The organism is Mycobacterium sp., assembly GCF_032159765.1.
GTDB lineage: Bacteria > Actinomycetota > Actinomycetes > Mycobacteriales > Mycobacteriaceae > Mycobacterium.
Genome location: NZ_JAVHWM010000060.1, coordinates 1 through 25,343 on the forward strand (window position 1 = coordinate 1; position 25,343 = coordinate 25,343).

Below are 25,343 nucleotides of genomic sequence, written 5' to 3' on the forward strand. Positions count from 1 at the left end.
AGGCCACCCGCGTCGGCATGCCCTACGTCAACCAGCGCTGGCTGGGCGGCATGCTGACCAACTTCTCGACCGTGCACAAGCGCCTGCAGCGCCTCAAGGAACTCGAGGCGATGGAGCAGACCGGCGGGTTCGAAGGCCGGACCAAAAAGGAAATCCTCGGGCTGACCCGCGAGAAGAACAAGCTCGAGCGCAGCCTGGGCGGTATCCGGGACATGAACCGCGTGCCGTCGGCCGTCTGGGTGGTGGACACCAACAAGGAGCACATCGCCGTAGGCGAAGCCAGGAAGCTGGGCATCCCGGTGATCGCGATCCTGGACACCAACTGCGACCCCGACCTTGTCGACTATCCGATCCCGGGCAACGACGACGCGATCCGCTCGGCGGCGCTGCTCACCAAGGTGATCGCCGCCGCAGTCGCCGAGGGATTGCAGGCACGCGCTGGCGTCGGCAATGGCGACAAGCCCGACGCCGAGGGTGCCGAGCCGCTCGCCGAGTGGGAACAGGAGCTGTTGGCCAGCGCGACCGCGGACGCGGCTGCCGATGGTGCCGCTGATCCCGAAACCACCACTGAGACTTCTTAGGAAGGCGAAACATTGGCGAACTTCACCGCAGCCGACGTCAAGCGACTGCGTGAGTTGACCGGCGCCGGCATGCTCGACTGCAAGAACGCGCTGGCCGATAGCGACGGCGACTTCGACAAGGCCGTCGAGCTTTTGCGCATCAAGGGTGCGAAGGACGTCGGCAAGCGCGCGGAGCGGGCCACGGCTGAGGGCTTGGTCGCTGCAAAGGGCGGCGCGTTGATCGAGCTGAACTCCGAGACCGACTTCGTCGCCAAGAACGAGGAGTTCCAGAAGCTTGCCGACGACATCGTCGCTGCGGCTGGAGCCGCGAAGGCGACCGATGTCGACGCGCTGAAGGCGGCGAAAATCGGGGACAGCACCGTCGAGCAAGCGGTCGCCGACCTGTCAGCGAAGATCGGCGAGAAGCTGGAATTGCGTCGTGCCACCTACTTCGACGGCACCGTCGAGGCGTACCTGCACAAGCGGGCCGCTGACCTGCCCCCCGCTGTGGGGGTGCTCGTCGAGTACACGGGATCGAATGCCGAGGCGGCCCATGCCGTCGCTCTGCAGATCGCCGCGTTGAAGGCCAAGTACCTGACGCGCGACGACGTGCCCGAAGACGTCCTGGCCAATGAGCGTCGCATCGCCGAGGAGACCGCCCGCAACGAGGGCAAGCCCGAGCAGGCGCTGCCCAAGATCATCGAGGGCCGCGTCAACGGCTTCTTCAAAGATGTTGTGCTGCTTGACCAGCCGTCGGTCTCGGACAACAAGACGACGGTCAAGGCGCTGCTCGAGGAGGCAGGTGTGACGGTCACGCGGTTCGCCCGGTTCGAGGTGGGTCAGGCCTAGGCGTGGAACGTGTGCACGCCTTTCGCGACGACGCGCTGTCGGATTCCGACGCCGTTGCGTTGGTGGAGCGGCTGCGAACCGGTGACGTGTCCGCCTCTGAGGTGGTCGACGCCGCGATAGCGCGCGCCGAAGCGGTGAATCCCGCACTCAACGGGCTGGCGTTCGAGGCGTTCGACCGGGCGCGGGCAGAAGCGATGAGGCCGCGGACCGGATACTTCGCGGGCGTGCCCACGTTCATCAAGGACAACGTCGAAGTCGGTGGCATGCCGACGATGCAGGGCACCGACGCCTGGGATCCGAAGCCTGCACCCGCGGACGGCGATTGGGCGGCAACGTTTCTCGCGACCGGGGTCATTCCGCTTGGTAAGACCCAGTTGTCCGAGTTCGGCTTCAGCGCAGCCGCCGAGCACCCCCGAATCGGGCCGGTGCGTAACCCGTGGAACCTCGATCACACGTCGGGGGCGTCGTCGTCGGGATCGGGTGTTTTCGTCGCTGCCGGTGTCGTTCCGATCGCACACGCCAACGACGGCGGCGGCTCCATTCGGATTCCGGCGTCCTGTAACGGGCTGGTCGGTCTGAAGCCCAGCCGTGGGCGGCTGCCCCTGGACAAGCAGATGCGACAGATGCCGCTGAGGGTGGTTCACAACGGTGTGGTCACCCGGTCCGTGCGCGACACCGCCGCGTTCTACCGCGAGGCCGAGCGGCTCTGGCGACCGCGCAAACTCGCGCCAATCGGCGACGTGACGGCTGCGGGCAGGCAACGGTTGACCGTCGGCGTGCTCACCCGTTCGCTGTACCGGGAATGCGATCCCGAGGTCCGCGAGCTCACGTTGAAGACAGCGGCGCTGCTAGAGGAGCTCGGGCACAGAGTCGAGCACCTCGACAACCCGCCTGTGCCAATGACTTTCGCCGACGATTTCATCCTGTACTACGCCTTCCTGAGCTACGCGCTGGTGCACGGCGGACGGCGAATGTTCGGTCCGAGCTTCGACACCTCGAAATTCGACAATCTGACGATCGGCTTCGAGCGCCACGCCGCGCGCAACATGCACCGCCTGCCGCTGGCCCTCACGAGGCTGCGGCTGATGCGGCGGCGCACGGCCCGGTTGTTCCGCACGCACGACGTGGTGCTGACGCCTACCCTTGCTGACCCGCCGACCCCGATCGGGCACTTCGATCCAACCGCGGACTATCAGCAGATCATCGCCCGGCTCATGGACTGGGTGGCGTTCACCCCGCTGCAGAATGCCACCGGCGATCCGGCGATCTCGCTGCCGCTTGCCGAATCTGCGGCGGGGCTGCCCATCGGGATGATGTTTTCCGCAGCGCCCGGGCAGGAGCGCCGGCTCTTGGAGCTGGCCTACGAGCTCGAAGCGGCGCGGCCGTGGCGCCGGATTCAGGACCCGGCCTCCGCTGCGTGATCCGGCGCGCGCAGGCGCTCGTCGAGATTGGACTTATTGCACGCGATTCGCCTAAAAGCGTGCATCAACTCGGATCTCGGCGCGCGCACCGTCGCAACGGCGGGACCTGGTGTGCCTTGTGGGGCTTGTGGTGCGAATGGTGGCCGACGGGCGCTCGTCGGGCTATCCGCCGCGCCTAGGGGTACGCCATCGACCATTCGACTGCGACCATGAGGCAGGATAAGAACTGCCGTCGCAGGCGATCGCCTCCGATGGCGCTCTCATGCCAGGAGCGGGGAGGAGACAGATGGCGGAAGTCAACGGCTCGCCGCCGGACCGCCCGCCGTACACGCGGGTGTTGCTGAAGCTCGGTGGCGAAATGTTCGGCGGAGGACAGGTGGGGCTCGATCCCGATGTCGTCCATCTGGTGGCCCGCCAGATCGCCGAGGTGGTCCGCAGTGGGATCCAGGTCGCGGTGGTGATCGGCGGCGGCAATTTCTTCCGAGGTGCACAGCTGCAACAGCGTGGAATGGAGCGCAGCCGCTCCGACTACATGGGCATGCTGGGCACCGTCATGAACAGTCTTGCGCTGCAAGACTTTCTGGAGAAGGAAGGCATCGCCACCCGCGTGCAGACCGCCATCACGATGGGTCAGGTCGCCGAACCCTACATCCCGGGGCGTGCTCGTCGGCACCTCGAGAAGGGCCGCGTGGTGATCTTCGGCGCTGGCATGGGCCTGCCATACTTCTCCACCGACACCACCGCCGCCCAGCGCGCCCTCGAGATCGGCGCCGACGTCGTGCTGATGGCCAAGGCCGTCGACGGCGTTTTCACCGCCGACCCTCGCCACAACCCGGACGCCGAGCTGCTCACCGAGATCACGCACCGCGAGGTCATCGATCGCGGGCTGCAGGTCGCCGACGCCACTGCGTTCAGCCTGTGCATGGACAATGGCATGCCGATTCTCGTGTTCAACCTGCTCACCGATGGCAATATTGCCCGCGCGGTCGCAGGTGAGAAAATCGGAACACTTGTCACGACCTGAGGAGATGCCGTGATCGACGAAGCACTCTTCGATGCGGAAGAGAAAATGGAAAAGGCTGTGGGGGTGGCCCGCGATGATTTGGCGTCCATTCGCACCGGCCGCGCCAATCCCGGCATGTTCTCGCGCATCAACATCGACTACTACGGCGCGATGACCCCGATCACCCAGCTGTCGAGCATCAACGTGCCCGAGGCACGGCTGGTCGTGATCAAGCCTTACGAGCAGTCGCAGCTTCCCAACATCGAAAAAGCCATCCGCGGCTCGGATCTCGGTGTCAATCCCACCAACGACGGCAACGTGATCCGGGTGGCGATTCCGCAGCTGACCGAGGAGCGGCGTCGCGAGCTGGTCAAGCAAGCCAAGGCTAAAGGCGAGGATGGCCGGGTGTCGGTGCGCAACATCCGTCGCAAGGCGATGGAAGAGCTGCACCGCATCAAGAAGGACGGCGAGGCCGGCGAGGACGAGGTCAAGCACGCCGAGAAGGACCTCGAGAAGACGACCCACCAATACATCGAGCAGATCGACGACCTCGTCAAGAACAAAGAAGACGAGCTGCTCGAAGTCTGAGCAGCGACCGACTCCTGTGGCCACACCCGAGACCAGCGCCTCCAACGGGGCCGACGCCCCCAACGCGAAGACCTCGCGCGCCGGACGTAATCTGCCCGCCGCGATCGCGGTGGGTGCCGTCCTCGGCGCGATGGCGATCGTGGTCTTGGTCTTCTACCCGCTGGGATGGCTCCCGGTACTTTCCGTCGCGATCGCGATCGCGACCTACGAGGTGTACCGACGGCTGCGCGAGGCCGACTACGACCTGCCGATAGTGCCGCTGCTCGCCGGTGGGCAGGCGATGATCTGGCTGTCGATGTGGCACGGTCCGTACGGCGTCCTTCTCGGCTACGGAGCGACCGTCGTCATCTGCATGGTGTGGCGGCTGATCGGCAGCGGCCAGCAGCCGGTGAACTACCTGCGCGACATCTCCGCCACCGTGTTAGTCGCGACATGGATCCCGCTGTTCGCCAGCTTCAGCGCGATGCTGATCTTTCAGGACGAGGGCGGCTACCGGGTGCTCGCAGTGATCGCGACCGCTGCCTTCGCCGACATCGGCGGCTACGTCGCCGGGGTGCTGTTCGGCAAGCACCTGATGGTGCCTGCCATCAGCCCGAAGAAGTCATGGGAGGGCCTGGGCGGCTCGCTGCTCTTCGGAGTGACCGCGTCGGTGCTCGTGGTGACATTCCTGCTGCACAAGCAATGGTGGGTCGGCATTCCGCTTGGCCTGCTATTGGTGATTACCGGCGTGCTCGGCGACCTCGTCGAGTCTCAGGTCAAGCGCGACATAGGCATCAAGGACATGGGCACGCTGCTACCGGGACACGGCGGGGTCATGGACCGCATCGACGCGATGCTGCCCTCGGCCGTCGCCGGCTGGATCGTGCTGACGTTGCTGGCTTGAGATACTGAGAATTCCATGTCCAGCGGTGCTCAGCTCGTCTTCACGCCTCCTCGGCGCGCGCAGCCGCCGCGGCATCTCGCGGATCTCGACGAAGCCGGCCGCATCGCTGCTGTCACCGAGGCGGGCCTGCCCGCGTACCGGGCCAAACAGCTCGCGCATCAGTACTACGCCCGGCTCGTCGCCGATCCCCGGCAGATGACCGACCTTCCGGCCGCCGTGCGGGAAACCGTTGCCGATGCACTCTTCCCGCAGCTGATCACCCCGCTGCGGGAGATCGCCTGCGACGCTGGCGAGACGCGAAAGACGTTGTGGCGGGCCGTCGACGGGACCACCTTCGAGTCCGTGCTGATGCGCTACCCGCAACGAAATACCGTCTGCATCTCGTCACAGGCCGGCTGCGGAATGGCATGCCCGTTCTGCGCCACCGGGCAGGGCGGGTTGACGCGCAACCTGTCCACCGCAGAGATCGTGGAGCAGGTGCGCTCTGCCGCGGCGCATCTGGCGCAGGCGAGGGACCGGCTGTCCAACGTCGTGTTCATGGGTATGGGCGAGCCGCTGGCCAACTACAACCGTGTGCTCGCCGCCGTGCGTCGGATCGTCGACGCTGCGCCAAACGGTTTCGGGATCTCTCAGCGCTCGGTCACGGTGTCGACCGTGGGACTGGTTCCGGCGATCCGCAAACTCGCCGAGGAGGATCTGGGTGTGACGCTGGCGCTGTCGCTGCACGCCCCTGACGATGACCTCCGCGACACCCTCGTGCCCGTGAACACCCGCTGGAAGGTCGCCGAGGCGCTGGAGGCCGCCCGCGACTACGCCGACGCCACCGGTCGTCGGGTGTCGATCGAATACGCGCTGATCCGCGACATCAACGATCAGCCGTGGCGGGCGGACCTGTTGGGCGAGCGGTTGCATGACGCGCTCGGCTCCCTGGTCCACGTCAACCTGATCCCGCTGAACCCGACGCCGGGGAGCCGCTGGGACGCCAGCCCGAAAGCAGCCGAGCGCGAGTTCGTCCGGCGCGTGCGCGCCCAAGGGGTGCCGTGCACCGTGCGTGATACCCGGGGCCGCGAAATCGCCGCGGCCTGTGGGCAATTGGCCGCACAAGGTTAGTCGCGTTTGAGTCCGCGCCAGCGCATATACATGTCGCGGAAGACAAAAGCGAGCACACCCAACGCGAACACGACGAGAAACCAGTCCTCGGTGTGACCGACGTGGTTGCCGTGCAGTGGTGAGAACTGCGACATCGCAAACAGGAACACGGCGATGAGAATCCCGGCGATGTGCCACACCCGCGGATTCCCCCCGCTCCATCCCCATTCGGCGGACGGCGCGTCCGCGGTGTCGACCTTGGTGCGTCGTTCAACCTCGGTGCTGACCATGGCCGTCATTCTGGCATATCCGGACTAACTGAGGTGTCCGTAGCGCCGCAGCGCCTCCTGGCGCTCCTGCTTGTGGTCGACGATCGGCTCCGGGTAATCGCCACTGTCCAGCTCAGGGACCCAGTGTCGAACGTAATCGCCTGTGGGATCGAACTTCTCGCCCTGCGTCGTCGGGTTGAACACCCTGAAGTAGGGCGCCGCGTCGGTGCCCGAACCGGCGCACCACTGCCAGCCGTGCTGGTTGCTGGCCATGTCGCCGTCGACGAGCTGCTCGAGGAACCATCGGGCGCCCCACTGCCACGGCAGGTGCAGATCCTTGACGAGGAACGACGCGGTGATCATCCGGACGCGGTTGTGCATGAAGCCGGTTTCGCGCAGCTGGCGCATGCCCGCGTCGACGATCGGGAAGCCTGTCTTGCCGCCCTTCCACGCCTCGAAGGACTTCTTGGCCGACGTGTCGGTGTCGACGTCGATCGCGTCGAAGTTGCGGTTCCAGTTCCACCACGCGCTGTCAGGCCAGTGGTACAGCACGGACGCGTAGAAATCGCGGAATGCCAGCTCTCGCAGGTACGCCGCATGGCCTTTCCGGCGTGCGTCCAAGTCCGCAGCCATGGTCCGGGGGTGGATCGTGCCGAACTTCAAGTGGGCCGACATCCTGCTGGTGCCGTCCTTGTCGGGTCGGTTGCGGTCCTCGGCGTAGTCGTCGAGCGCGGTGTCGCGGAACCGCTGCCACTGCTTGCGCGCCGCTTGTTCGCCTGCGCCGAGGTCGAGGTCGGCACCGGGATCAGGGATGTCGGCCCCCCCGCGCAGTCCCTTCGGGTCGAGCCAGCGTGCCGATTTGGTGCTCGTGTCCGCAGGTGCTCGCCAGCCGACGTCGTGCCAGCGGCCGAAGAACGCGGTGAAGACCTTGTAGGGGTTTCCGTCGTCCTTCGCGACGCGCCCGGGCGACACCAGGTACGGCGAGCCCGTCATGTGCAGCGGCACCTCTCCCAGGGCCTCGCGCACCGTGTCGTCGCGCCTGCGCCCAAACGGCGCGAAATCCTCCGATGCGCAGACGCTCGACGCGTCGATCTCTTTGACGATGGCGGGGATTCGTTTCTCGGGGCGCCCGCGCGTGACGAAAAGCCGTCCGTCCAGCGTGTCGCGCAGAGCACGCAGCGAGTCGCCCATGAACTGCAGCCGCCGCGGCCCCGACGACTTGACCAGCTGCGGGTCGAGCACGAAGCACGCCAGCACGTCGTCGCCGTCGGCAGCGGCTTCGGCCAGCGGCGGCAGGTCCTGCACCCGCAGATCGCGACGAAACCACAGCAGCGTTGTCATACCAGTCATGCTGTCCGCAAACGCCGTCGGGAAAACACCTGGCCACCGCCGTCCTGACTGAACCTAGTGCGCGCAACATCCGTGTCATTAATGTGAAGGGAGGACCGGCTGCTGCTGCTTTGCGGCCGGGCAACGATGGATTGAGACCGGAGGGGGCTGTCATGAGCAGTCGACGATTGCGCCTTGGGGCGTTCAGTGCCACGACGTTGGTGGTGGCAGCGATGCTGTTCGGGCTGTATCAGACACCGAAAGTGCAGGCGGATGACCAGCTGACCTTCAGCGGTACCACGCTGTCCGGCTCGTCGTTCAACGCGTCGAGCCTGAAGGGCAAGCCCACTGTCCTGTGGTTCTGGGCGCCGTGGTGCCCCTTCTGCAACGCCGAAGCGCCCGGCGTCAGCCAGGTGGCGGCGTCGAACCCGAAAGTGACGTTCGTCGGCATCGCCGGACGGTCGGACCTCGGCCAGATGCAGAACTTCGTCTCGAAGTACAACCTTAACTTCACCAACCTCAACGACTCCGACGGATCGCTCTGGGCACGTTTCAACGTGCCCTGGCAGCCCGCGTACGTGTTTTACAAGCCCGACGGATCGACGACCTTCGTGAACAACCCGACTGCCGCAATGCCACAACAAGAGCTCGCCCAGCGCGTAGCGGCCCTGACGTAGACCGTAGATAGCGTGTGAACCAGGAACTCATAGCACTTGCCTTCGGAGCGGGATTGGTCGCAGCACTCAATCCATGCGGATTCGCGATGCTTCCCGCGTACATCGCGCTGGTCGTCCGCGGTGAGGACTCCGAACCCGTGCCCGACGATGCGGGCCTAGGCACGTCGTTGTGCGCACTGGGCCGGGCGTTGGCGGCCACGTTCGCGATGGCTGCCGGGTTCGTCACCGCCTTCGGTGTCTTCGGAGTGTTGACCGTGTCGCTGGCGTCGACGGTGCAGAGCTATCTGCCCTTCGTCACCGTCGTCATCGGCGTTGCACTTGTGGCACTTGGGATTTGGTTGGTGACGGGACGCGAGTTGGTGCTGCCGGCGTGGTTTCGCAGAGGCGCGCGATGGGCGCCGAGCGCTGCGCTCGGATCCATGTTCGGCTATGGAGTCAGCTATGCGATCGCGTCGTTGTCGTGCACCGTTGGGCCTTTTCTGGCGGTCACCGGCGTGAGCCTTCGGGGCAGCACAGTCATCGGCGGTGTGTCTGTCTACCTCGCGTACGTAGCCGGGTTCACCTTGGTGGTGGGAACGCTGGCTGTCGCGGCCGCATTTGCAAACTCCGCGGTGATCGAATGGATGAGGTGGGTGCTGCCGTTCGTCAACCGGCTCAGCGGTGCGCTGCTGATCATCGTCGGTCTCTACGTGGGTTACTACGGCGTCTACGAAGTGCGGTTGTTCCACGCCCACGGAAACCCGGTGGATCCCTTGGTGACTGCCGCGGGCCAGCTGCAGGGCACGATCGCAGTGTGGGTGCACCAACACGGCGCATGGCCATGGATCGTCGCGGTCGCGGTGGTGCTTGTGGCGGCGGGCGCCGCGACGGTGTGGCAGGGCCGTCGCGCCGCGCGCCAGCGGCAAGACAAACAAGACCAACAAGACAAAGAAGATAAAGCGGTGGAACAGTTTTCGGAATCCTAGAACTGAGGCCGACGACCCCGCGCTCGTTGACAACCTGAAAGTCAAAGCAGATCTTGGGCCGACCGATTCGCTGACGCCGGTCGGCAAGCCCAAGCCGGTCGGCAAGAAGCCGCGGGAAGCTGGCAGACCGAGCCGGCGAAGAATCGCTTCAGCGGACCGAGCAAGCACCGCTTGACGGATTCACCGACCGTAGGCAAGGCGACTTCGCGCCGGGCACAATAGCGGGGTGAGCAGTCGCATCCGCGTGCTCGTCCTGGGCAGCACCGGTTCGATCGGCACGCAGGCCTTGGACGTCATCGCCGCGAACCCGGACCGATTCGAAGTCGTCGGTCTGGCGGCGGGCGGCGCGAACGTTTCGCTGCTGGCGCAACAGCGAGCCGCGACGGGTGTGACGAACATCGCTGTCGCCGACGCACACGCGGCCGAGGCGCTGGGTGAGGTTGCGTGGGCGGGGCCGAATGCGGCAGCCGAGTTAGTGCGAAACACCCAGGCCGATGTCGTTCTTAACGCGCTCGTCGGCGCGCTGGGCCTGGAGGCCACCCTCGCCGCGCTCGAAGGCGGCGCGCGGCTGGCACTGGCCAATAAGGAGTCGCTGATCGCCGGTGGACCGCTGGTGCTCAAGGCCTCCCGGCCCGGCCAGATCGTGCCGGTCGACTCCGAGCATTCGGCGCTGGCCCAGTGCCTGCGGGCAGGACAGCCCGAGGAGGTCGCCAAGCTGGTGTTGACCGCCTCAGGCGGCCCCTTCCGCGGCTGGCCGGCGCCGGACCTGGAGGCTGTCACTCCAGAGCAGGCCGGCGCGCATCCCACCTGGAACATGGGCCCGATGAACACGCTGAATTCGGCGTCGCTGGTGAACAAGGGCCTCGAGCTGATCGAAACGCACCTGCTGTTCGGCGTGCCGTACGAGCACATCGAGGTGGTCGTGCATCCGCAGTCGATCGTGCATTCGATGGTCACCTTTTCCGACGGGTCGACGATCGCCCAGGCGAGTCCGCCCGACATGAAACTGCCGATCTCGCTGGCACTCGGCTGGCCCGACCGGGTACCAGGTGCGGCCGCTGCGTGCGACTTCTCCGTGGCTGCCAGCTGGGATTTCGAGCCGCTGGACGCGTCGGTGTTTCCCGCGGTCGAACTGGCCAGGCACGCGGGCGAGCTCGGCGGCTGCATGACCGCCGTGTACAACGCGGCGAACGAGGAGGCGGCCGAGGCGTTCCTTGCGGGACGGATCCGTTTCCCGGCGATCGTGCGGACAATCGCCGAGGTGCTGGGCGATGCCGACGAGTGGACGGCGCAACCCGCTACCGTGGAGGACGTACTTGACGCGCAGCGCTGGGCCCGTGGCCGCGCGAGCCGCGCCGTTGCACAGGAGGTAGCACCCGTTCGATGAGCTTATGGCTGGGCATTGTGCTGTTCGCCGTCTTGATCCTGGTGTCCGTCGCACTTCACGAATGCGGGCACATGTGGGCCGCGAGGGCGACCGGAATGAAGGTGCGACGGTATTTCGTCGGCTTCGGTCCGACATTGTGGTCGATACGTCGGCCGAACAAACTGGGTTCGACCGAGTACGGCATCAAGGCGATCCCGTTGGGCGGCTTCTGCGACATCGCGGGAATGACGTCGATTGACGAAATCGCACCCGAGGACGAGCCGTACGCGATGTACAAGCAGAAGGTGTGGAAGCGCGTCCTCGTGCTGTTCGCCGGTCCGGGCATGAACATCCTCATCGGGTTGGTGATCATTTACGCGCTAGCGGTCTCCGGCGGACTGCCGAACCTGCACCAGCCAGCTGTGATCGGCGGAACCGACTGTGTGGCAAGCGATGTCGCGAAGGGCCAACGCGGCGTCTGCACCGGCCCCGGTCCCGCCGCGGAAGCGGGTTTGCAGAAGGGCGACGTGGTGACCAGGGTCGGCGACACGCCGGTCTCCAACTTCGACGAGATGTCGGCGGCGATCCGCAAGTCCAACGGACCGACGCAGTTCGTCGTGCAGCGCGACGGAAAAGAGCTGACGAAGACCGTCGTAGTCGCGCCCACGAAACGCTGGCTCACCAAGAACGATCAGGAGCCGACGACCGCCGGCACCATCGGCGTCGCGCCCGGCGTGCTCGGGCCCACGCGATACAACCCGCTCGCCGCGGTGCCCGCCACCTTCACGTTCACCGGCGACGTCACGGTGGAACTCGGTAAGGCCCTGGTGAAGATCCCCAGCCAGGTCGCCCCGCTCGTGCGCTCGATCGGTGGCGGGGAACGTGATCCCAACGGGCCGATCAGCGTCGTCGGCGCCTCGTCCATCGGGGGCAAGGCCGCCGCGCTCGGACTGTGGCTGGCATTCTGGTTCTTATTGGCCTCGCTGAATTTCATTCTCGCCGTGGTGAACCTGATACCCCTGTTGCCGTTCGACGGCGGCCACATCGCGGTCGCCACCTATGAGAAAGTCCGCGACATGATCAGGGCCGCACGCGGTAAGGCCGCCGCCGGTCCGGTCAACTACATGAAGCTGATGCCGGCGACCTACGTAGTGTTGGTGGTGTTGGTCGGCTACATGCTGTTGACGGTCACCGCGGACTTCGTCAACCCGGCCGATCCGTTCAAGTAGGAGGCTCGAAATGACAGTCGGCCTCGGTCTGCCGGCACCGCCCCCGCCGACTCTCGCCCCGCGTCGCAAGACTCGCCAGCTGATGGTCGGCAACGTCGGGGTCGGCAGCGATTACCCCATCGCGGTGCAGTCGATGACGACCACTAAAACCCACGACGTCAACACCACGCTGCAGCAGATCGCCGAGCTGACCGCAACCGGTTGCGACATCGTGCGGGTGGCCTGCCCGCGTCAGGAAGATGCCGATGCGCTCGCTGAAATCGCCCAGCACAGCCAGATTCCGGTGATCGCCGACATTCACTTCCAGCCGAAGTACATCTTCGCCGCGATCGACGCGGGGTGCGCGGCCGTGCGCGTCAATCCCGGCAACATCAAGGAGTTCGACGGCCGCGTCGCCGAAGTCGCCAAAGCTGCTGGTGCGGCTGGGATTCCGATCCGCATCGGCGTCAATGCCGGCTCACTGGACAAGCGGTTCATGGAGAAGTACGGCAAGGCCACCCCCGAGGCGTTGGTCGAATCCGCGCTGTGGGAGGCGTCTCTGTTCGAGGAACACGGTTTCGGCGATATCAAGATCAGCGTCAAGCACAATGACCCGGTGGTGATGGTCGCCGCCTACGAGCTGCTCGCCAGCAAGTGCGACTACCCTCTGCACCTCGGTGTCACCGAAGCCGGCCCCTCGTTCCAGGGCACCATCAAATCGGCCGTGGCGTTCGGTGCCCTGCTGTCGTGCGGCATCGGCGACACGATCAGGGTGTCGCTGTCCGCCCCGCCTGCCGAAGAGGTCAAGGTCGGCAACCAGATCCTCGAATCGCTGAACCTTCGGCCCCGGGGGCTGGAAATCGTGTCCTGCCCGTCGTGCGGGCGCGCGCAGGTCGACGTTTACACACTGGCCAATGCCGTCACCGCCGGACTCGACGGGCTCGACTTTCCGTTGCGCGTGGCCGTCATGGGCTGCGTCGTCAACGGGCCCGGCGAGGCCCGCGAGGCCGACCTCGGAGTGGCATCGGGCAACGGCAAGGGACAGATCTTTGTCAAGGGCGAAGTGATCAAGACCGTGCCCGAGTCGCAGATCGTGGAGACCCTGATCGAAGAGGCAATGCGGCTCGCCGAAGAGCACGGAGACGAGGCAAGTCCGAGCGGTTCGCCGGTCGTGACCGTAAGCTGATGCGGTAATCGTCAGCGGGTGCGGACGCGAGGAGCATTAGGGTCCTCGGCACCGCAGAAGGAATTTCGATGTCGGCTCCACCGGTCTTCCGCTTAGTCGATGAGCGACGCGTGTCGGTGGCGCGTGACCCTGCCGCAGTACAGCGAGTACTCGACGCGGACGCCGTCGGCAGCTGCATGGTGGCCGCGCGAGTGGCCGACCACGGCATCGACGCCTCCGCGATCGGCGGCGAGCTGTGGACACGCCGCGCCGTGGAAGAATCACTGTGTTACGCAGGGGCAAATCTCATTCCGCTGCGAGGCGCGGCCGTCGACTTGCACGCATTCGCCGACAAGGCGATGGGGTCGGCCCGCCGTTGTTCCTCCGTTGTGGGCCGCGCTGAACTGGTGATGCCGATGTGGCGCCGGCTCGAGCACGTCTGGGGGCCGGCCCGCGACGTCCGCGAGCAGCAACCCCTGATGGCGATGGCGTCTCATCCGTCGTGCGCGATCGACAGCAACGTGCGGCGAGTTCGCGTCGACGAAATCGAGGCGTATCTCGTCGCGGCCATCGACATGTTCATCGGCGAGGTCGGCATCGATCCCCGCCTCGGCGACGGCGGCCGCGGCTACCGGCGCCGGGTCGCCGGGCTGATCGCGGCAGGCCGCGCGTGGGCGCGGTTCGAGCACGGTGAGGTGATCTTCAAGGCCGAGGTGGGATCGCAGTCGCCGGCCGTCGGCCAAATCCAGGGCGTGTGGGTGCATCCCGAACACCGGGGCCGAGGCCTGGGAGCCGCCGGGACGGCCGCGGTCGTCGCGCACGTCGTCGGCAGCGGGCGCATTGCGAGTCTGTACGTCAACGACTTCAACGCCGTGGCCCGCGCGGCGTACGCGAGGGTCGGGTTCGCCGAAGTCGGGACGTTCGCGACCGTCCTGCTGGACTGACTCCGCGGTTTGCCTTCCGCGCTGCGGTGCGCCGAAATTCACGTTATGTAGGCCTCTACTCGATTTTTCTCTGCAGAACGTGCATCTCGGCGCATTCGGTGCGTGCGCTGCGGTGCGCCTCCACCACTCCGGCGTGACCGCTTCGTAACATCTGCCTCAATGGCAACTCTGACATCACGAGTAACAGCACTTATCGCAGCGGCCGTCGTCGTCACGGGTCCGCTCGCCGCGTGCACGCCCCGGCCTGAAGGCCCAGGGCCTGTCGCTGAGCAGTTCTTCGCCGCGCTTGGCGGTGGGCACACCGGTGCGGCCGCCGCGCTGTCTGACCGGCCGGAGGACGCGCGCGCGGCGATGAACAGCGCGTGGGCCGGGCTGCAGGCTGAGCACCTCGACGCCCAGATTCTCGGGTCGAGCTACACCGAGGACACCGGCACCGTCAACTACCGCTATACCTGGCGCCTGCCGAAGAACCGGACGTGGACGTACGACGGCAGGCTGTCGATGGTTCGCGAGGAGGGCCGTTGGCAGGTTCGTTGGACGCCCGCGGGGCTGCATCCGAAGCTCGGTGAGCACCAGACCTTCGCGCTGCGGTCCGCCCCGCCGCGGCGCGCGTCGGTGAACGAGGTCGGCGGCACCGACATCCTCAAGCCCGGCTACCTGTATCACTACGCGCTCAACGCCAGTCAGGCGGGCGCACAACTGATGTCGACCTCTCGCGCCGTCGTCGATGCGTTGCGGCCGTTCGACGACACACTCGACGCGCAGCGCCTCGCTGAGCAGTCGAGCGCGTCGGCGTCGCCGGTGGATCTGATCACCCTGCGCCCTGACGACAACAACCGGGTGGCACCGGCAATCGGCCAGCTGCCCGGCGTGGTGGTGACGCCGCAGCCCGACCTGCTGCCCACCGACGACGGATTCGCACCGGCGCTGGTCGCACAGGTGAAGAAGTCGGTGATGGCCCAGCTCGACGGCGATGCCGGCTGGCGGGTTGTCGGCGTCAACCAGAACGGCGTCGAGGTCGGCATTCTCAACGAGGTGCCCGGCACGCCTGCCCCGTCGGTGTCGATCACGCTGGACCGGGCCGTCCAGAACGCCGCGCAAAGCGCCGTGAACGGTGTCGGAAAGCAGGCGATGATCGTGGTGATCAGGCCCTCGAGCGGCGCGATCCTGGCGATCGCGCAGAACGCCGCAGCTGACATGCAGGGACCGTTGGCCACCACCGGGCTGTTCCCGCCCGGGTCGACGTTCAAGATCGTCACCGCCGGCGCGGCCATCGCGCGAGACATTGCCACCCCCAACACGATGCTGGGCTGCCCGGGGACGATCGACATCGGCCACCGGACGATCCCGAACTACGGCGGTTTCGACCTCGGGGTGGTGCCGATGTCACGTGCGTTCGCGAGTTCGTGCAATACGACCTTCGCCGAGCTGGCCAGCCGGATGCCGCCGACGGGGCTGTCGGTCGCGGCGGCGCAGTACGGCATCGGACCGGACTACAACGTCGCGGGCGTCACGACGGTCTCCGGGTCGGTGCCGCCGACCGTCAACCTGGCCGAACGCACGGAGGACGGTTTCGGACAGGGCAAGGTACTGGTCACCCCGTTCGGCATGGCGCTGGCCGCTGCGACCGTCGCTGCCGGGAAAACGCCTGTGCCGCAACTGATTCTGGGCCGCCCGACCGAGATCACCGGTGACCACACTGACATCACGCCGCAGATGCTCGACGGCCTGCGCCCGATGATGCGGCTGGTGGTGACGAACGGCACCGCGAAGGACATCGCCGGGTCAGGCGAGGTGCACGGCAAGACGGGGGAGGCCGAATTCCAGGGCGGCTCACACTCGTGGTTCGCGGGCTACCGGGGTGACATGGCGTTCGCGGCGTTGATCGTCGGGGGAGGCAGCTCGGAATACGCCGTGCGGATGATCCGCGGGATGCTCGGCGGCCTGCCGCCGGATTACCTGGCCTGAGAGTTCCCGCTGTCACACGTCGTGGGCGCGGTTTTCAGAGGTATGCTGCGCGCCAATTGCGTCAGTGTTCCCCGGCACTGATCTGGCGAACCAAGAGGGGGTGGCCGTGCGGAAGCTGTTCGTCTCCTATGCCCGTGAGAACAAATCCGCCGTCGATGAACTCGTGGAGCATTTGGCCACATTGGGCTACGACACGTGGGTCGATGTCGAATTACGTGGTGGTCAGGACTGGTGGGACGAAATCCTCGAACGCATCACTGACACCGACGTGTTCATCGCCATCTACTCATCAGCCGTGCTGAACTCCACAGCGTGTGCTCGCGAATACGAATGGGCCAATGCGCTCGGCAAGCCGGTCGTGCCTGTTGCCGTTGAGCCCCCCGCGCCGGGCCTGCCCAGCCGCTTCGCCCGGCGGCAGATCATCGACTACTCCGAACCCCAGCAACGACTATCAGCTGCACTGAAGCTCGGAGGTGCGATCGCAACGATTCCACCGGCACCCACATTGCCGAATCCGCTGCCCACACCGCCGGAAGCTCCACTTTCGTACCTCACCGACATCGTCGATGCGATTACTCGATCGGAGCCAATGGATCACGAGACCCAGCGGCAAGTTCTCAGACGGCTGGAACCGGCCCTCGTGTCATCTGATCCGCAGGAACGAGAAAGTGGCCGCGCCATCATGGAACGGTTCAGTAAACGCGATGACCTCTATGCGGACGTGGACCGCCGCATTACCCAGCTCAGAAACGTCGGCCCGCCACCGTCGAACGACCATAGTCCACCACCGAATCCGGCGCCCAGCCATCAGGCACCACAACCGAATCCGGCGCCCAGCCATCAGGCACCACAACCGAATCCGGCACCCAGCCATCAGGCACACCAACCGACTGGCCCGCAAACACCACCACAGACTTATCTACGGGGTTACTCGCAGAGTTACCCGTACAAACCCCCACAGACCTCCGAGGGCAACGCTCACACTTGGCGGCCGCCGAATAAAGGGAAGTCGCGATCTCGCGCAATCGCGGACGTCCTCGTGATTATCGGATTAGTTATTCTCGTGGTGGCCTTCATTCAAGGCATCCCAGGCTTACTTATTATTGGCGGCTTGCCTGTAGTCGTTGCGATAGTCTTCTACATCGTCGGCGCCAAGAAACAGAACTGACTACGCTTCACTCACGGTAGTTTGGGTAGTGCCATGACTACCAGCGAACACTTCGTCGAGCTTCGGGTCAGCGATGCCGACCGCAACGGCACGCTGCGCCGGCTCGCGAACGCGCTGGCGCTCGGTCTGATCGACATCGAGGAGTTCGACGAACGTTCCTCGCAGGTGTCGCGGGCCCGCACCCACGGCGAGCTCGACAGCCTGGTCGGCGACCTGCCCGCGCCCGGCGCCATCGTCACCTCGGCCACCGACCGCGTCGAGCTGCGCGGCTGGGCCGGATCGCTGAAGCGCCACGGCGAATGGATCGTTCCGACGAGGCTCGCCCTGGTTCGACGGCTGGGGTCCGTCGACCTCGATCTGACGAAAGCCCGGTTCGCGGGCCCTGTCGTGGTCATCGAACTCGACATGGTTCGCGGCTCGGTCGACATCCGGCTGCCGGACGGGGCGAGCGCGTCCGTCGACGACGTCACGGTCTACGTCGGCAGCGCGAGTGACCTCCGCAAGCATCCGCCGGCCGAGGGCACACCGCACGTCGTGCTGACCGGACGGATGGTGATGGGCTCGGTGAAGATTCGCGGGCCGCGGCCGCAGAAGCTCGGCAGGTTCCGCAAGAGGTGAACGCTTACCCTGGTGGGATGACTGTTCGTACTGCCCTGCGCTCCGGTGTGCTGTCACCCCCCCGCTCGGTGCCGTCGGTAGTCCTGCGACCTGAGTACGTCGGCAGGCGCACCGCCAACGAGGGCAGCGAGCCGTGGGTGCAGACGCCCGAGGTGATCGAGCAGATGCGCGTCGCGGGCCGCATCGCTGCTAACGCCCTGGCCGAGGCCGGCAAGGCCGTCGCGCCGGGCGTCACCACCGACGAGCTCGACCGTATCGCGCACGAGTACATGGTCGGCCACGGTGCTTACCCTTCGACGTTGGGCTACAAGGGTTTTCCGAAGTCCTGCTGCACGTCTCTGAATGAGATCATCTGCCACGGCATTCCGGATTCGACTGTGATCGAAGACGGCGACATCGTCAACATCGATGTGACCGCCTACATCAACGGGGTGCACGGCGATACCAACGCAACCTTCCTGGCGGGCAACGTCTCCGAGGAGCACCGGCTGCTGGTCGAGCGCACGCACGAGGCGATGATGCGCGCGATCAAGGCCGTCAAGCCAGGGCGGGCCCTGTCGGTGGTGGGCCGGGTCATCGAATCCTATGCAAACCGCTTCGGCTACAACGTTGTTCGTGATTTCACCGGCCACGGTATCGGCACCACGTTCCACAACGGCCTGGTGGTGCTGCATTACGACCAGCCCTCCGTCGACACCGTGCTCGAGCCGGGCATGACGTTCACGATCGAGCCGATGATCAATCTCGGCTCTCTGGACTACGAGATCTGGGACGACGGCTGGACGGTGGCCACCAAGGATCGCAAGTGGACAGCGCAGTTCGAGCACACGCTGGTCGTCACCGACGACGGCGCCGATATCCTGACGCTGGCTGAATGATCCGCTCGCGCAGAATGTGAGCGGGGCGCTGCTGGTTGCTGGCACCAGCTCCGATGCCGGCAAGTCGATGGTCGTGGCCGGGCTGTGCCGGCTGCTCGCCCGCAAGGGTGTCAGCGTCGCACCCTTCAAGGCGCAGAACATGTCCAACAACTCGGCGGTCACCGTCGAAGGCGGCGAAATCGGCCGCGCTCAGGCGATGCAAGCCAGGGCCGCGCGGTTGGCGCCGAGCAACCGGTTCAACCCAATCCTGCTCAAGCCGGGCAGCGACCACTCGTCGCAGCTTGTGGTGCGGGGGCAGGTGGCCGGTGTCGTCAGAGCTGGTGACTACATGAGCCACCGTGACGAGCTCGCTGCCGTGGTCGCCGACGAACTCGCCTCGCTGCGAGCCGAATTCGACGTTGTCATCTGCGAGGGTGCCGGATCGCCCGCCGAAATCAATCTACGGGCAACGGATCTGGCAAACATGGGTCTCGCTCGCGGCGCAGACATGCCCGTCATTGTGGTCGGCGATATCGACCGCGGCGGGCTGCTCGCTCACTTCTTCGGCACGCTGGCCATCCTCGAACCCCAGGACCAGCGACTCATCGCGGGATTCGTCGTCAACAAATTCCGCGGCGATCCCACGTTGCTGGAGCCGGGACTTCGGCACCTTGAGCAGCTCACAGGCCGCCCGACCTACGGCGTGTTGCCCTACACCGCCGACCTGTGGCTGGACACCGAGGACTCGCTGTCGGTACTTGCCGGCCGCGTCGTCGGCCACCCGCAGCCGCCGCGCGGCGCCGACCAGCTGCGCATCGCCGTGATCCGTCTGCCGCGCACGTCGAACTCCACCGACGTTGAGGCGCTGGCCTGCGAGCCCGGTGTGCTGGTCCGGTGGACTGTCGAGCCGACCGACGTCGCCGACGCCGACGTGGTCGTGATCCCCGGTACCAAGGCCACAGCCGCTGATCTGGCGTGGATGCGCGATCACGGGCTGGCCGACGCCGTCACAAGGCACGCCACCAGCGGCAAACCGGTGCTCGGCATCTGCGGGGGCTTTCAGATGCTGTGCCGGCGCATCGACGACAGAGTCGAATCGGCCGGCGGCGTCGTCGACGGGCTGGGTTTGCTCGACGCCGACGTGGAGTTCCGTGCGCAGAAAACGCTGCGGCGCAGCGCCCGGCCGCTTGCCGGGTATGAGATACATCACGGACAGATCGTCAGATGCGCAGAGGCGAACTGGGCCGGCGTCGGCGTCCGCCGCGACGCAATCTACGGGACGCACTGGCACGGCCTTTTCGACAATGACCAGTTCCGTCGGGACTGGCTCTCGGAGTCGGCGCGCACTGCCGGCAGAGACGGGTTCGTGGTCGCCAACGACGTCGACGTCGGCGCACGTCGCGACGCTCAGCTGGACATCGTGGCCGATCTGCTTGCCGCGTACGTAGACCTCGGCGCGCTGTGGGCGTTGCTGGACGGTGCACCTCACCGTCCGGTCGTCACCAGTCGCCTCGGTCAGTAGCCTGACAGCGTGCTACGACAAGCAGCCCTGATCATCGCCGCGATCTCGACCGTCGCCGGTTGTTCGACGGCGATCCAGGGCACCCCGACCTGGCCCGGGGCCAGACTCGAGAAGGTGCTGCTGACGCAGGCCGATTTCCCGCCGGGCGTTGAGTACGGCCGGATCCGCGAGTCGCCGGGTCAACCCGACAACACCGGCGGCCCGCCGCCGATGCTGTCGGTGCCGCAGAATTGCTCGAACGGGTTGACCACCGTGATCGGCGCGTACGCGGACCGCGGACCCGGCAGCGCCGCAAAATACAACCTGATCTACGACGGCGCCCGGATTCTGGTCACCGTGCTGACATCCCCGTTGAACCTCAGCGAACTCTCGGCCGAAGCCAACCGCTGCCACAACTTCGACACCTACTTCGATCGCAACTCCGATCCCATTCCGATCACCACCACCGAGTTGCCGTCGCCGCGGCAGGGGCAGCTGACCTACCAACAGACGATGCGACTTGGGGACACGGACAACAGTGTTTTCATGTCGTTCGAGAATGTCGGGAACATGGGGGTCTTCGGAATCGCTTTTCCGACACCGCAACTGGGTGCCACGCAGTCACCACATCCCAAAGCATCTCTGCCGCAGACGTTCACTGAGATCGTCGATCGTCAGGCCCAGCGAATCCAGTCCGCTTAGAGCTGAATATCTTCTGCGAGACCGGTCAAAACGGCCCGATCGGCGTCGGAGGGCTGTACCGTCCGTCAAGTGCCTTCGACGATGGTCACCGTCGACGGGTTTCCGGTGCCAGTCAGCGTGTCAGGTCCCGAGAAGGGGCCTGTGGTCGTCATGCTCGGGGCAGCTCACCACGCGCCGGCCGCCTATGACGCGGTCTGCCAGCGCCTGCACACGGCGTCTCTTCGCACCGTCGTGATCGCACCGGATAGCAGGCTCACCCCCAAGTCGGTGGTCGGCATCCTCGACTCTCTGGGTATCAAATGGGCCCTGTTGGTCGGGGATCGCGTCGGCGGCGAGATCGCGTGGGAGTTGGCGGCAAGCCGGCTGGACCGTTTCATCGGCCTGGTGGTGATCGACCGGGGCCATCCGCGCGTCGCGGACATGACCGGGGTGGTCCGCGACGAGCACTGCCCGCCGGTGGAGATCAACACAACCGCGCTGGTCAGCACCCCGGCGGCACGTGCCGTCGCAAGAGCCAGCCAGCGGTTCGTCTACGGCGATTTCCGGATGGTGGAGCTGCTGGGCCGGCGCAACGCGCAGGAGTCGACTGCGCAGCTCGCCGCTGAGATCGTGCTGCGCACCAGCACCTGGTGAACGGCTAAGACTCCGGGCGCTCCGGAGTCCACGCCAGCGGCAGGCGCGGGTTGCCTGGAAACAGGTAGTCGATGAACGCTTGTGCGGTCGGCTGTGGTTCGTGGTTGGCGAGCCCAGGGCGTTCGTTGGCTTCGATGAACACGTACTCGCCGCCGGCGACGTCGGGAACCAGCAAGTCGATGCCGGTCACCGGGATTCCGACGGCCTCGGCCACCTTCACCGCCACCCGGCACAACTCCGGATTCACCGCTGCGGTGACATCGTGGATCGTGCCGCCTTGGTGAAGGTTCGCCGTGCGGCGCACCCGCAGGCGCGTGCCCTCCGGCAGCACGTCGTCGTATGACCAGCCGGCCTCGCGCACCGTGCCTTCGGTCACCGCGTCGAGCGGAATGCGTGATTCGCCGCCCGTGGCTGCCGAACGTCGCCTGCTTTCTGTTTCGATCAGTTCCCGCACGCTGTGGTGTCCGGTGCCAATGATTTCGGCCGGCCGGCGAATCGCCGCAGCCACAACGGCACCGTCGATCACGACGAGGCGAAGGTCGTCGCCGGGTGCCCGCTGCTCGATCAGCACCTCGGGACAGTGCTCGTGGGCTCTGGCGAGCGCGGCGTCGAGTTCGTCAGGGCTGTCGATGCCCACAGTGATGCCCTTGCCCTGCTCGCCGCGGATCGGTTTGACTACCACGTCGCCGACGTCATCGAGGAACGTGTGGTCCTCCTCGTCGAACGTTGCAAGCCGGCCCCGCGGGACGTTGACGCCTGCCTCGACGGCCGCGCGGCGTGTCCGTCGCTTGTCGTCGCAGCGGCTCATCGCTACCGCGGAGGTGAACTCCGACAGCGACTCCCTGGTGATCACCGTGCGGCCGCCGTAGGAGAGCCGCAGTTCGCCGGTCTCGGCGTCGAGGACCTCCACCTGGATGCCCCGGCGCAACGCCTCGTCGGCGATGATCCGCGAATAGGGGTTGAGGTCGTCGACGGTTTCCGGCGGGAAGGCCGTGAACAGCGGCTCGTTGATCGCGTTCTTGCGTTTGATGCACAGCACCGGCACGCGCCGGAAGCCGAGCTTCTCGTAGAGGGCGATCGCCGCGGCGTTGTCGTGCACGACAGACAGGTCCATGTACGCGCGGCCCAGCGCACGGTAACGCTCGCCAAGCGCCCGCGAGAGCTGCTCGCCGACGCCGGGCAGGCCTGCTGCCGGGTCGACGCCGAGCGTCCACAGACTGGTGCCGTGCTCGGGGTCGTCGAAGAGTAGTTCGTGGTCAACGCCGGTGACGGTGCCGACGATCGCGCCGTCGGCGTCACGGACGGCGACGAGGTACGTCACCGCATCGTTGCCGACGTGGTTGTCCCAGATCACGTCGACGCGGGCGGGCACCATTCCGCAGCGCACGTAGACGCGGTTCATCTCTTCCGCGTCGGCGGGTGATTCCAGCTCGCGCACAGTGAATCCGGTCGGGTTGACGTCGATCGGCTCGTCGGAGAACCGCAACCGATAGGTGTGGCTCGGATCGATGAACAGCTCGTGTGGCGATCGGGCGACGACGACGTGCGCCTCCGGCGTGTACATGCAGATGTCGCGGCGGCCGGGGCGCTCGCGTCGGAGTACCGCCGCGAGCTCATCCGGATCCGCGAAGGTCTGCCCGAAAATCAGCCGTCCCCAGCCGAGGTCGAGCACCACATTGCTCGACATCGCCTCGATGAGATGCGCAGGCGGATTGTCGTGAAGCCCAAGCGTGATCGCCTCGGGACCGTCGTCGCCGGAATCCGATGCCCGCCTGGCCGCGCACACTCGTCTGACAGTACCCACCGCGGCGGCAATCCATGCGTCGGCCGTCGACAGTCGCGAGTCTGAAACTTCTGCGATGACACGCCGATGAGGTTCGCAGCACGTTCAGATTCGCGCGACGCTTTGTCGCTACGCGGGCTCGGGCTCCGGTTCGACGGCGTCGATCTGCCTGATCGGACCCTTGAACCACTTCTTCACCGAGGCGTGCCAGTAGATCCAGAGCAGGATCAGCACGCCGCCGACCAGGATCGGGGTGTAGTTGACGTACTTCCACTCGAAGGCCGGGTCCCACGGCATCCCGGCGTTGCTGTATGGGAAAAGCGCGATGATCGATGTGATGATGATCTCCGCGATTGCAACGGGCGCCATCCACTTCCAATGCCTGCCCAGATTCCAACTGCCCTGCCGGAATTCGTCGCCCATCCTCCACCGGAAGTAGATAGGCACCGCAAAGCACAGGTACAGGCCCACCACCCCGATCGATACCACCGCGAAAAACGCCACCGGCGACGGCACTTCCTGCCCTCCGATCATCACGGTGACGGTGAGCAGTGCAGGCAACGTGATAATCGCCGCCAGAACGGCCGTCACGATCACACCGTTTGCCGGAACGCGGCTGCGGTTGATCTTGGACCACAGCTGATGGCCCGGCACCGCGCGGTCGCGGCTGAAGGCGAACAGCATGCGCGACGCGCTGGTCTGGCAGGCCGTCGTGCAGAAGAACTGTCCGACGCTCGAGATGAATAACACCAGTACCGCGAGTTTGTTGGTCAACGCCTGGTTGAAGATCTCCGCGACAGGGGTCGGCGCCGCCGACACCTTGTCGGCGTTCTGCACGGCGAACAGGAAGGACAGCAGCAGAATCCAGCCGCCGATCGCCGAGTAGAAGATCGACCGCCAAATCCCCTTGGCCGCCCCGTTCGCGGCGCTCTTGGTCTCCTCGGAGAGGTGCGCGGAGGCGTCATAGCCGGTGATTGTGTACTGAGTGAGGATCGCCGAGATGGGCAGCACGAATATCATCCAGCCCCAGCCCTTTTCGCCGCCGAAGATCCCCGAGTTGTTGATGGTCTTCGCGAACACGTCCGAAAAACTGGCGTGGTGCTCAGGGGCGATGAACAAGATGAGAACGATCGCTGCCGCGCCGATCACGTGCCACCACACCGAAACGTTGTTGATGACTGCGAGGAGGTGGCTCGAGAAGATGTTGATCACCGCGGAAATTGCCAAGATGATGACGAACATCAGGAACACTCGCTTCAGCGAGTAGCCCGCCAACCAGTCTTCGCTGAATGTGCACAGCGTGAGGTCCAGGAAGGTCGCGCAGCCGTAGGACACCGACGCGAGGATCGCAATCAATCCAATGAGATTCAGCCACCCGGTGTAGTAACCCGCCTTGGGCCCACCGAGTCTGCTTGCCCACCAATAGATTCCACCCGACGTCGGAAACGCCGACACCAGCTCGGACATGCACAGCCCGATGATCAGGATGAACGCCGACACAATGGGCCAACCCCACGCGATCGCCGCCGGACCACCGTTGTTCCAGCCGAGCCCGAAGGATGTGAAGCATCCGGCGAGGATCGAGATGATCGAGAAAGAGATCGCGAAGTTCGAAAAGCCCGACCACGTGCGATTCAACTCCTGTTTGTAACCGAGCTCGGCAAGCAGTCGTTCGTCTTCTTGCAAGCCTTCGTGGCCCTCAGGCACGGCATTCTCCTCCTGACTTACAGGCAAAACGCAGCCCACTCGTAGGGGACAATAAAGCGTCAAAGGTCTGAAGTCCTACCTTTGGCAATG

The 25,343-nt window shown here is 65.7% G+C and carries 24 protein-coding genes; 20 read left to right on the top strand and 4 right to left on the bottom strand.

Annotated elements, in window-relative coordinates; all coding sequences use genetic code 11:
• The 7 genes from rpsB to rlmN form a co-directional block, all read left to right on the top strand.
• Window positions 1–581, top strand: a 581-nt coding sequence (rpsB, locus tag QOH60_RS06060) for a 30S ribosomal protein S2 (protein ID WP_526418156.1), incomplete at its 5' end; no start/stop codon positions are given.
• A 12-nt stretch (window positions 582–593) separates the two neighbouring features.
• Window positions 594–1,409, top strand: coding sequence for a translation elongation factor Ts (tsf, locus tag QOH60_RS06065; RefSeq protein ID WP_526418158.1), 816 nt, complete (start codon window positions 594–596; stop codon window positions 1,407–1,409).
• A gap of 2 nt (window positions 1,410–1,411) precedes the next feature.
• A complete protein-coding gene (locus tag QOH60_RS06070) occupies window positions 1,412–2,830 on the top strand; it encodes an amidase (protein ID WP_526418160.1) in 1,419 nt (472 codons plus the stop codon).
• A gap of 286 nt (window positions 2,831–3,116) precedes the next feature.
• Window positions 3,117–3,854: a UMP kinase gene (gene pyrH / locus QOH60_RS06075; protein WP_526418162.1), complete on the top strand. Its 738-nt coding sequence runs from the start codon at window positions 3,117–3,119 to the stop codon at window positions 3,852–3,854.
• A 9-nt stretch (window positions 3,855–3,863) separates the two neighbouring features.
• Window positions 3,864–4,421, top strand: a complete 558-nt coding sequence (gene frr, locus QOH60_RS06080) for a ribosome recycling factor (RefSeq protein WP_526418164.1) — start codon at window positions 3,864–3,866, stop codon at window positions 4,419–4,421.
• A 16-nt stretch (window positions 4,422–4,437) separates the two neighbouring features.
• Window positions 4,438–5,304, top strand: a complete 867-nt coding sequence (locus QOH60_RS06085) for a phosphatidate cytidylyltransferase (RefSeq protein WP_526418166.1) — start codon at window positions 4,438–4,440, stop codon at window positions 5,302–5,304.
• A gap of 15 nt (window positions 5,305–5,319) precedes the next feature.
• On the top strand, window positions 5,320–6,414 hold the full coding sequence (gene rlmN, locus QOH60_RS06090; RefSeq protein ID WP_526418168.1) for a dual-specificity RNA methyltransferase RlmN: 1,095 nt from the start codon (window positions 5,320–5,322) through the stop codon (window positions 6,412–6,414).
• Here rlmN and QOH60_RS06095 read toward each other — a convergent pair.
• Together QOH60_RS06095 and QOH60_RS06100 are read right to left on the bottom strand one after the other, a co-directional pair.
• The gene (locus QOH60_RS06095) at window positions 6,411–6,683 is read right to left on the bottom strand and encodes a DUF2631 domain-containing protein (protein WP_526418170.1); all 273 of its coding nucleotides are present in this window, start codon (window positions 6,681–6,683) and stop codon (window positions 6,411–6,413) included. The genes rlmN and QOH60_RS06095 overlap by 4 nt on opposite strands.
• 24 nt (window positions 6,684–6,707) lie before the next feature.
• Window positions 6,708–8,003, bottom strand: coding sequence for a cryptochrome/photolyase family protein (locus tag QOH60_RS06100; RefSeq protein ID WP_526418172.1), 1,296 nt, complete (start codon window positions 8,001–8,003; stop codon window positions 6,708–6,710).
• Window positions 8,004–8,164: 161 nt separating this feature from the next.
• On the opposite strand from QOH60_RS06100, the gene QOH60_RS06105 reads away from it, so the two are divergent.
• From QOH60_RS06105 to QOH60_RS06165, 13 genes are all read left to right on the top strand, one after another.
• Window positions 8,165–8,668, top strand: a complete 504-nt coding sequence (locus tag QOH60_RS06105) for a protein disulfide oxidoreductase (protein ID WP_526418174.1) — start codon at window positions 8,165–8,167, stop codon at window positions 8,666–8,668.
• A gap of 14 nt (window positions 8,669–8,682) precedes the next feature.
• Window positions 8,683–9,633, top strand: a complete 951-nt coding sequence (locus QOH60_RS06110; protein ID WP_526418176.1) for a cytochrome c biogenesis CcdA family protein — start codon at window positions 8,683–8,685, stop codon at window positions 9,631–9,633.
• A 226-nt stretch (window positions 9,634–9,859) separates the two neighbouring features.
• Window positions 9,860–11,020, top strand: coding sequence for a 1-deoxy-D-xylulose-5-phosphate reductoisomerase (dxr, locus tag QOH60_RS06115; protein ID WP_526418178.1), 1,161 nt, complete (start codon window positions 9,860–9,862; stop codon window positions 11,018–11,020).
• The gene (locus QOH60_RS06120) at window positions 11,017–12,228 is read left to right on the top strand and encodes a M50 family metallopeptidase (protein ID WP_526418180.1); all 1,212 of its coding nucleotides are present in this window, start codon (window positions 11,017–11,019) and stop codon (window positions 12,226–12,228) included. The genes dxr and QOH60_RS06120 overlap by 4 nt, the downstream gene beginning before the upstream one ends.
• Before the next feature lie 10 nt (window positions 12,229–12,238).
• Window positions 12,239–13,393, top strand: coding sequence for a flavodoxin-dependent (E)-4-hydroxy-3-methylbut-2-enyl-diphosphate synthase (gene ispG / locus QOH60_RS06125; protein ID WP_526418182.1), 1,155 nt, complete (start codon window positions 12,239–12,241; stop codon window positions 13,391–13,393).
• 68 nt (window positions 13,394–13,461) lie between these two features.
• On the top strand, window positions 13,462–14,316 hold the full coding sequence (locus QOH60_RS06130; RefSeq protein ID WP_526418184.1) for a GNAT family N-acetyltransferase: 855 nt from the start codon (window positions 13,462–13,464) through the stop codon (window positions 14,314–14,316).
• Between the two features lie 159 nt (window positions 14,317–14,475).
• On the top strand, window positions 14,476–16,284 hold the full coding sequence (locus QOH60_RS06135; RefSeq protein WP_526418186.1) for a penicillin-binding transpeptidase domain-containing protein: 1,809 nt from the start codon (window positions 14,476–14,478) through the stop codon (window positions 16,282–16,284).
• A gap of 106 nt (window positions 16,285–16,390) precedes the next feature.
• Window positions 16,391–17,452 (top strand): TIR domain-containing protein, encoded by a 1,062-nt coding sequence (locus QOH60_RS06140; protein WP_526418188.1) that lies wholly within the window; start codon window positions 16,391–16,393, stop codon window positions 17,450–17,452.
• A gap of 33 nt (window positions 17,453–17,485) precedes the next feature.
• Window positions 17,486–18,070: a DUF1707 domain-containing protein gene (locus tag QOH60_RS06145; RefSeq protein ID WP_526418190.1), complete on the top strand. Its 585-nt coding sequence runs from the start codon at window positions 17,486–17,488 to the stop codon at window positions 18,068–18,070.
• Window positions 18,071–18,087: 17 nt separating this feature from the next.
• Complete coding sequence (gene map / locus QOH60_RS06150; protein ID WP_526418192.1) at window positions 18,088–18,948, top strand: type I methionyl aminopeptidase; 861 nt, start codon at window positions 18,088–18,090, stop codon at window positions 18,946–18,948.
• A gap of 16 nt (window positions 18,949–18,964) precedes the next feature.
• On the top strand, window positions 18,965–20,449 hold the full coding sequence (locus tag QOH60_RS06155) for a cobyric acid synthase (protein WP_526418194.1): 1,485 nt from the start codon (window positions 18,965–18,967) through the stop codon (window positions 20,447–20,449).
• 9 nt (window positions 20,450–20,458) lie between these two features.
• Window positions 20,459–21,130, top strand: a complete 672-nt coding sequence (locus QOH60_RS06160) for a hypothetical protein (RefSeq protein WP_526418196.1) — start codon at window positions 20,459–20,461, stop codon at window positions 21,128–21,130.
• A gap of 81 nt (window positions 21,131–21,211) precedes the next feature.
• Entirely contained in the window at window positions 21,212–21,763 is a 552-nt protein-coding gene (locus QOH60_RS06165; protein ID WP_526418574.1) for an alpha/beta fold hydrolase, read from the top strand.
• Window positions 21,764–21,767: 4 nt separating this feature from the next.
• Here QOH60_RS06165 and ngg read toward each other — a convergent pair whose 3' ends face one another.
• Together ngg and QOH60_RS06175 are read right to left on the bottom strand one after the other, a co-directional pair.
• A complete protein-coding gene (gene ngg / locus QOH60_RS06170) occupies window positions 21,768–23,549 on the bottom strand; it encodes an N-acetylglutaminylglutamine synthetase (protein ID WP_526418198.1) in 1,782 nt (593 codons plus the stop codon).
• Window positions 23,550–23,675: 126 nt separating this feature from the next.
• Window positions 23,676–25,253, bottom strand: coding sequence for an amino acid permease (locus QOH60_RS06175; protein ID WP_526418200.1), 1,578 nt, complete (start codon window positions 25,251–25,253; stop codon window positions 23,676–23,678).
• Between the last annotated feature and the right edge of the window lie 90 nt (window positions 25,254–25,343).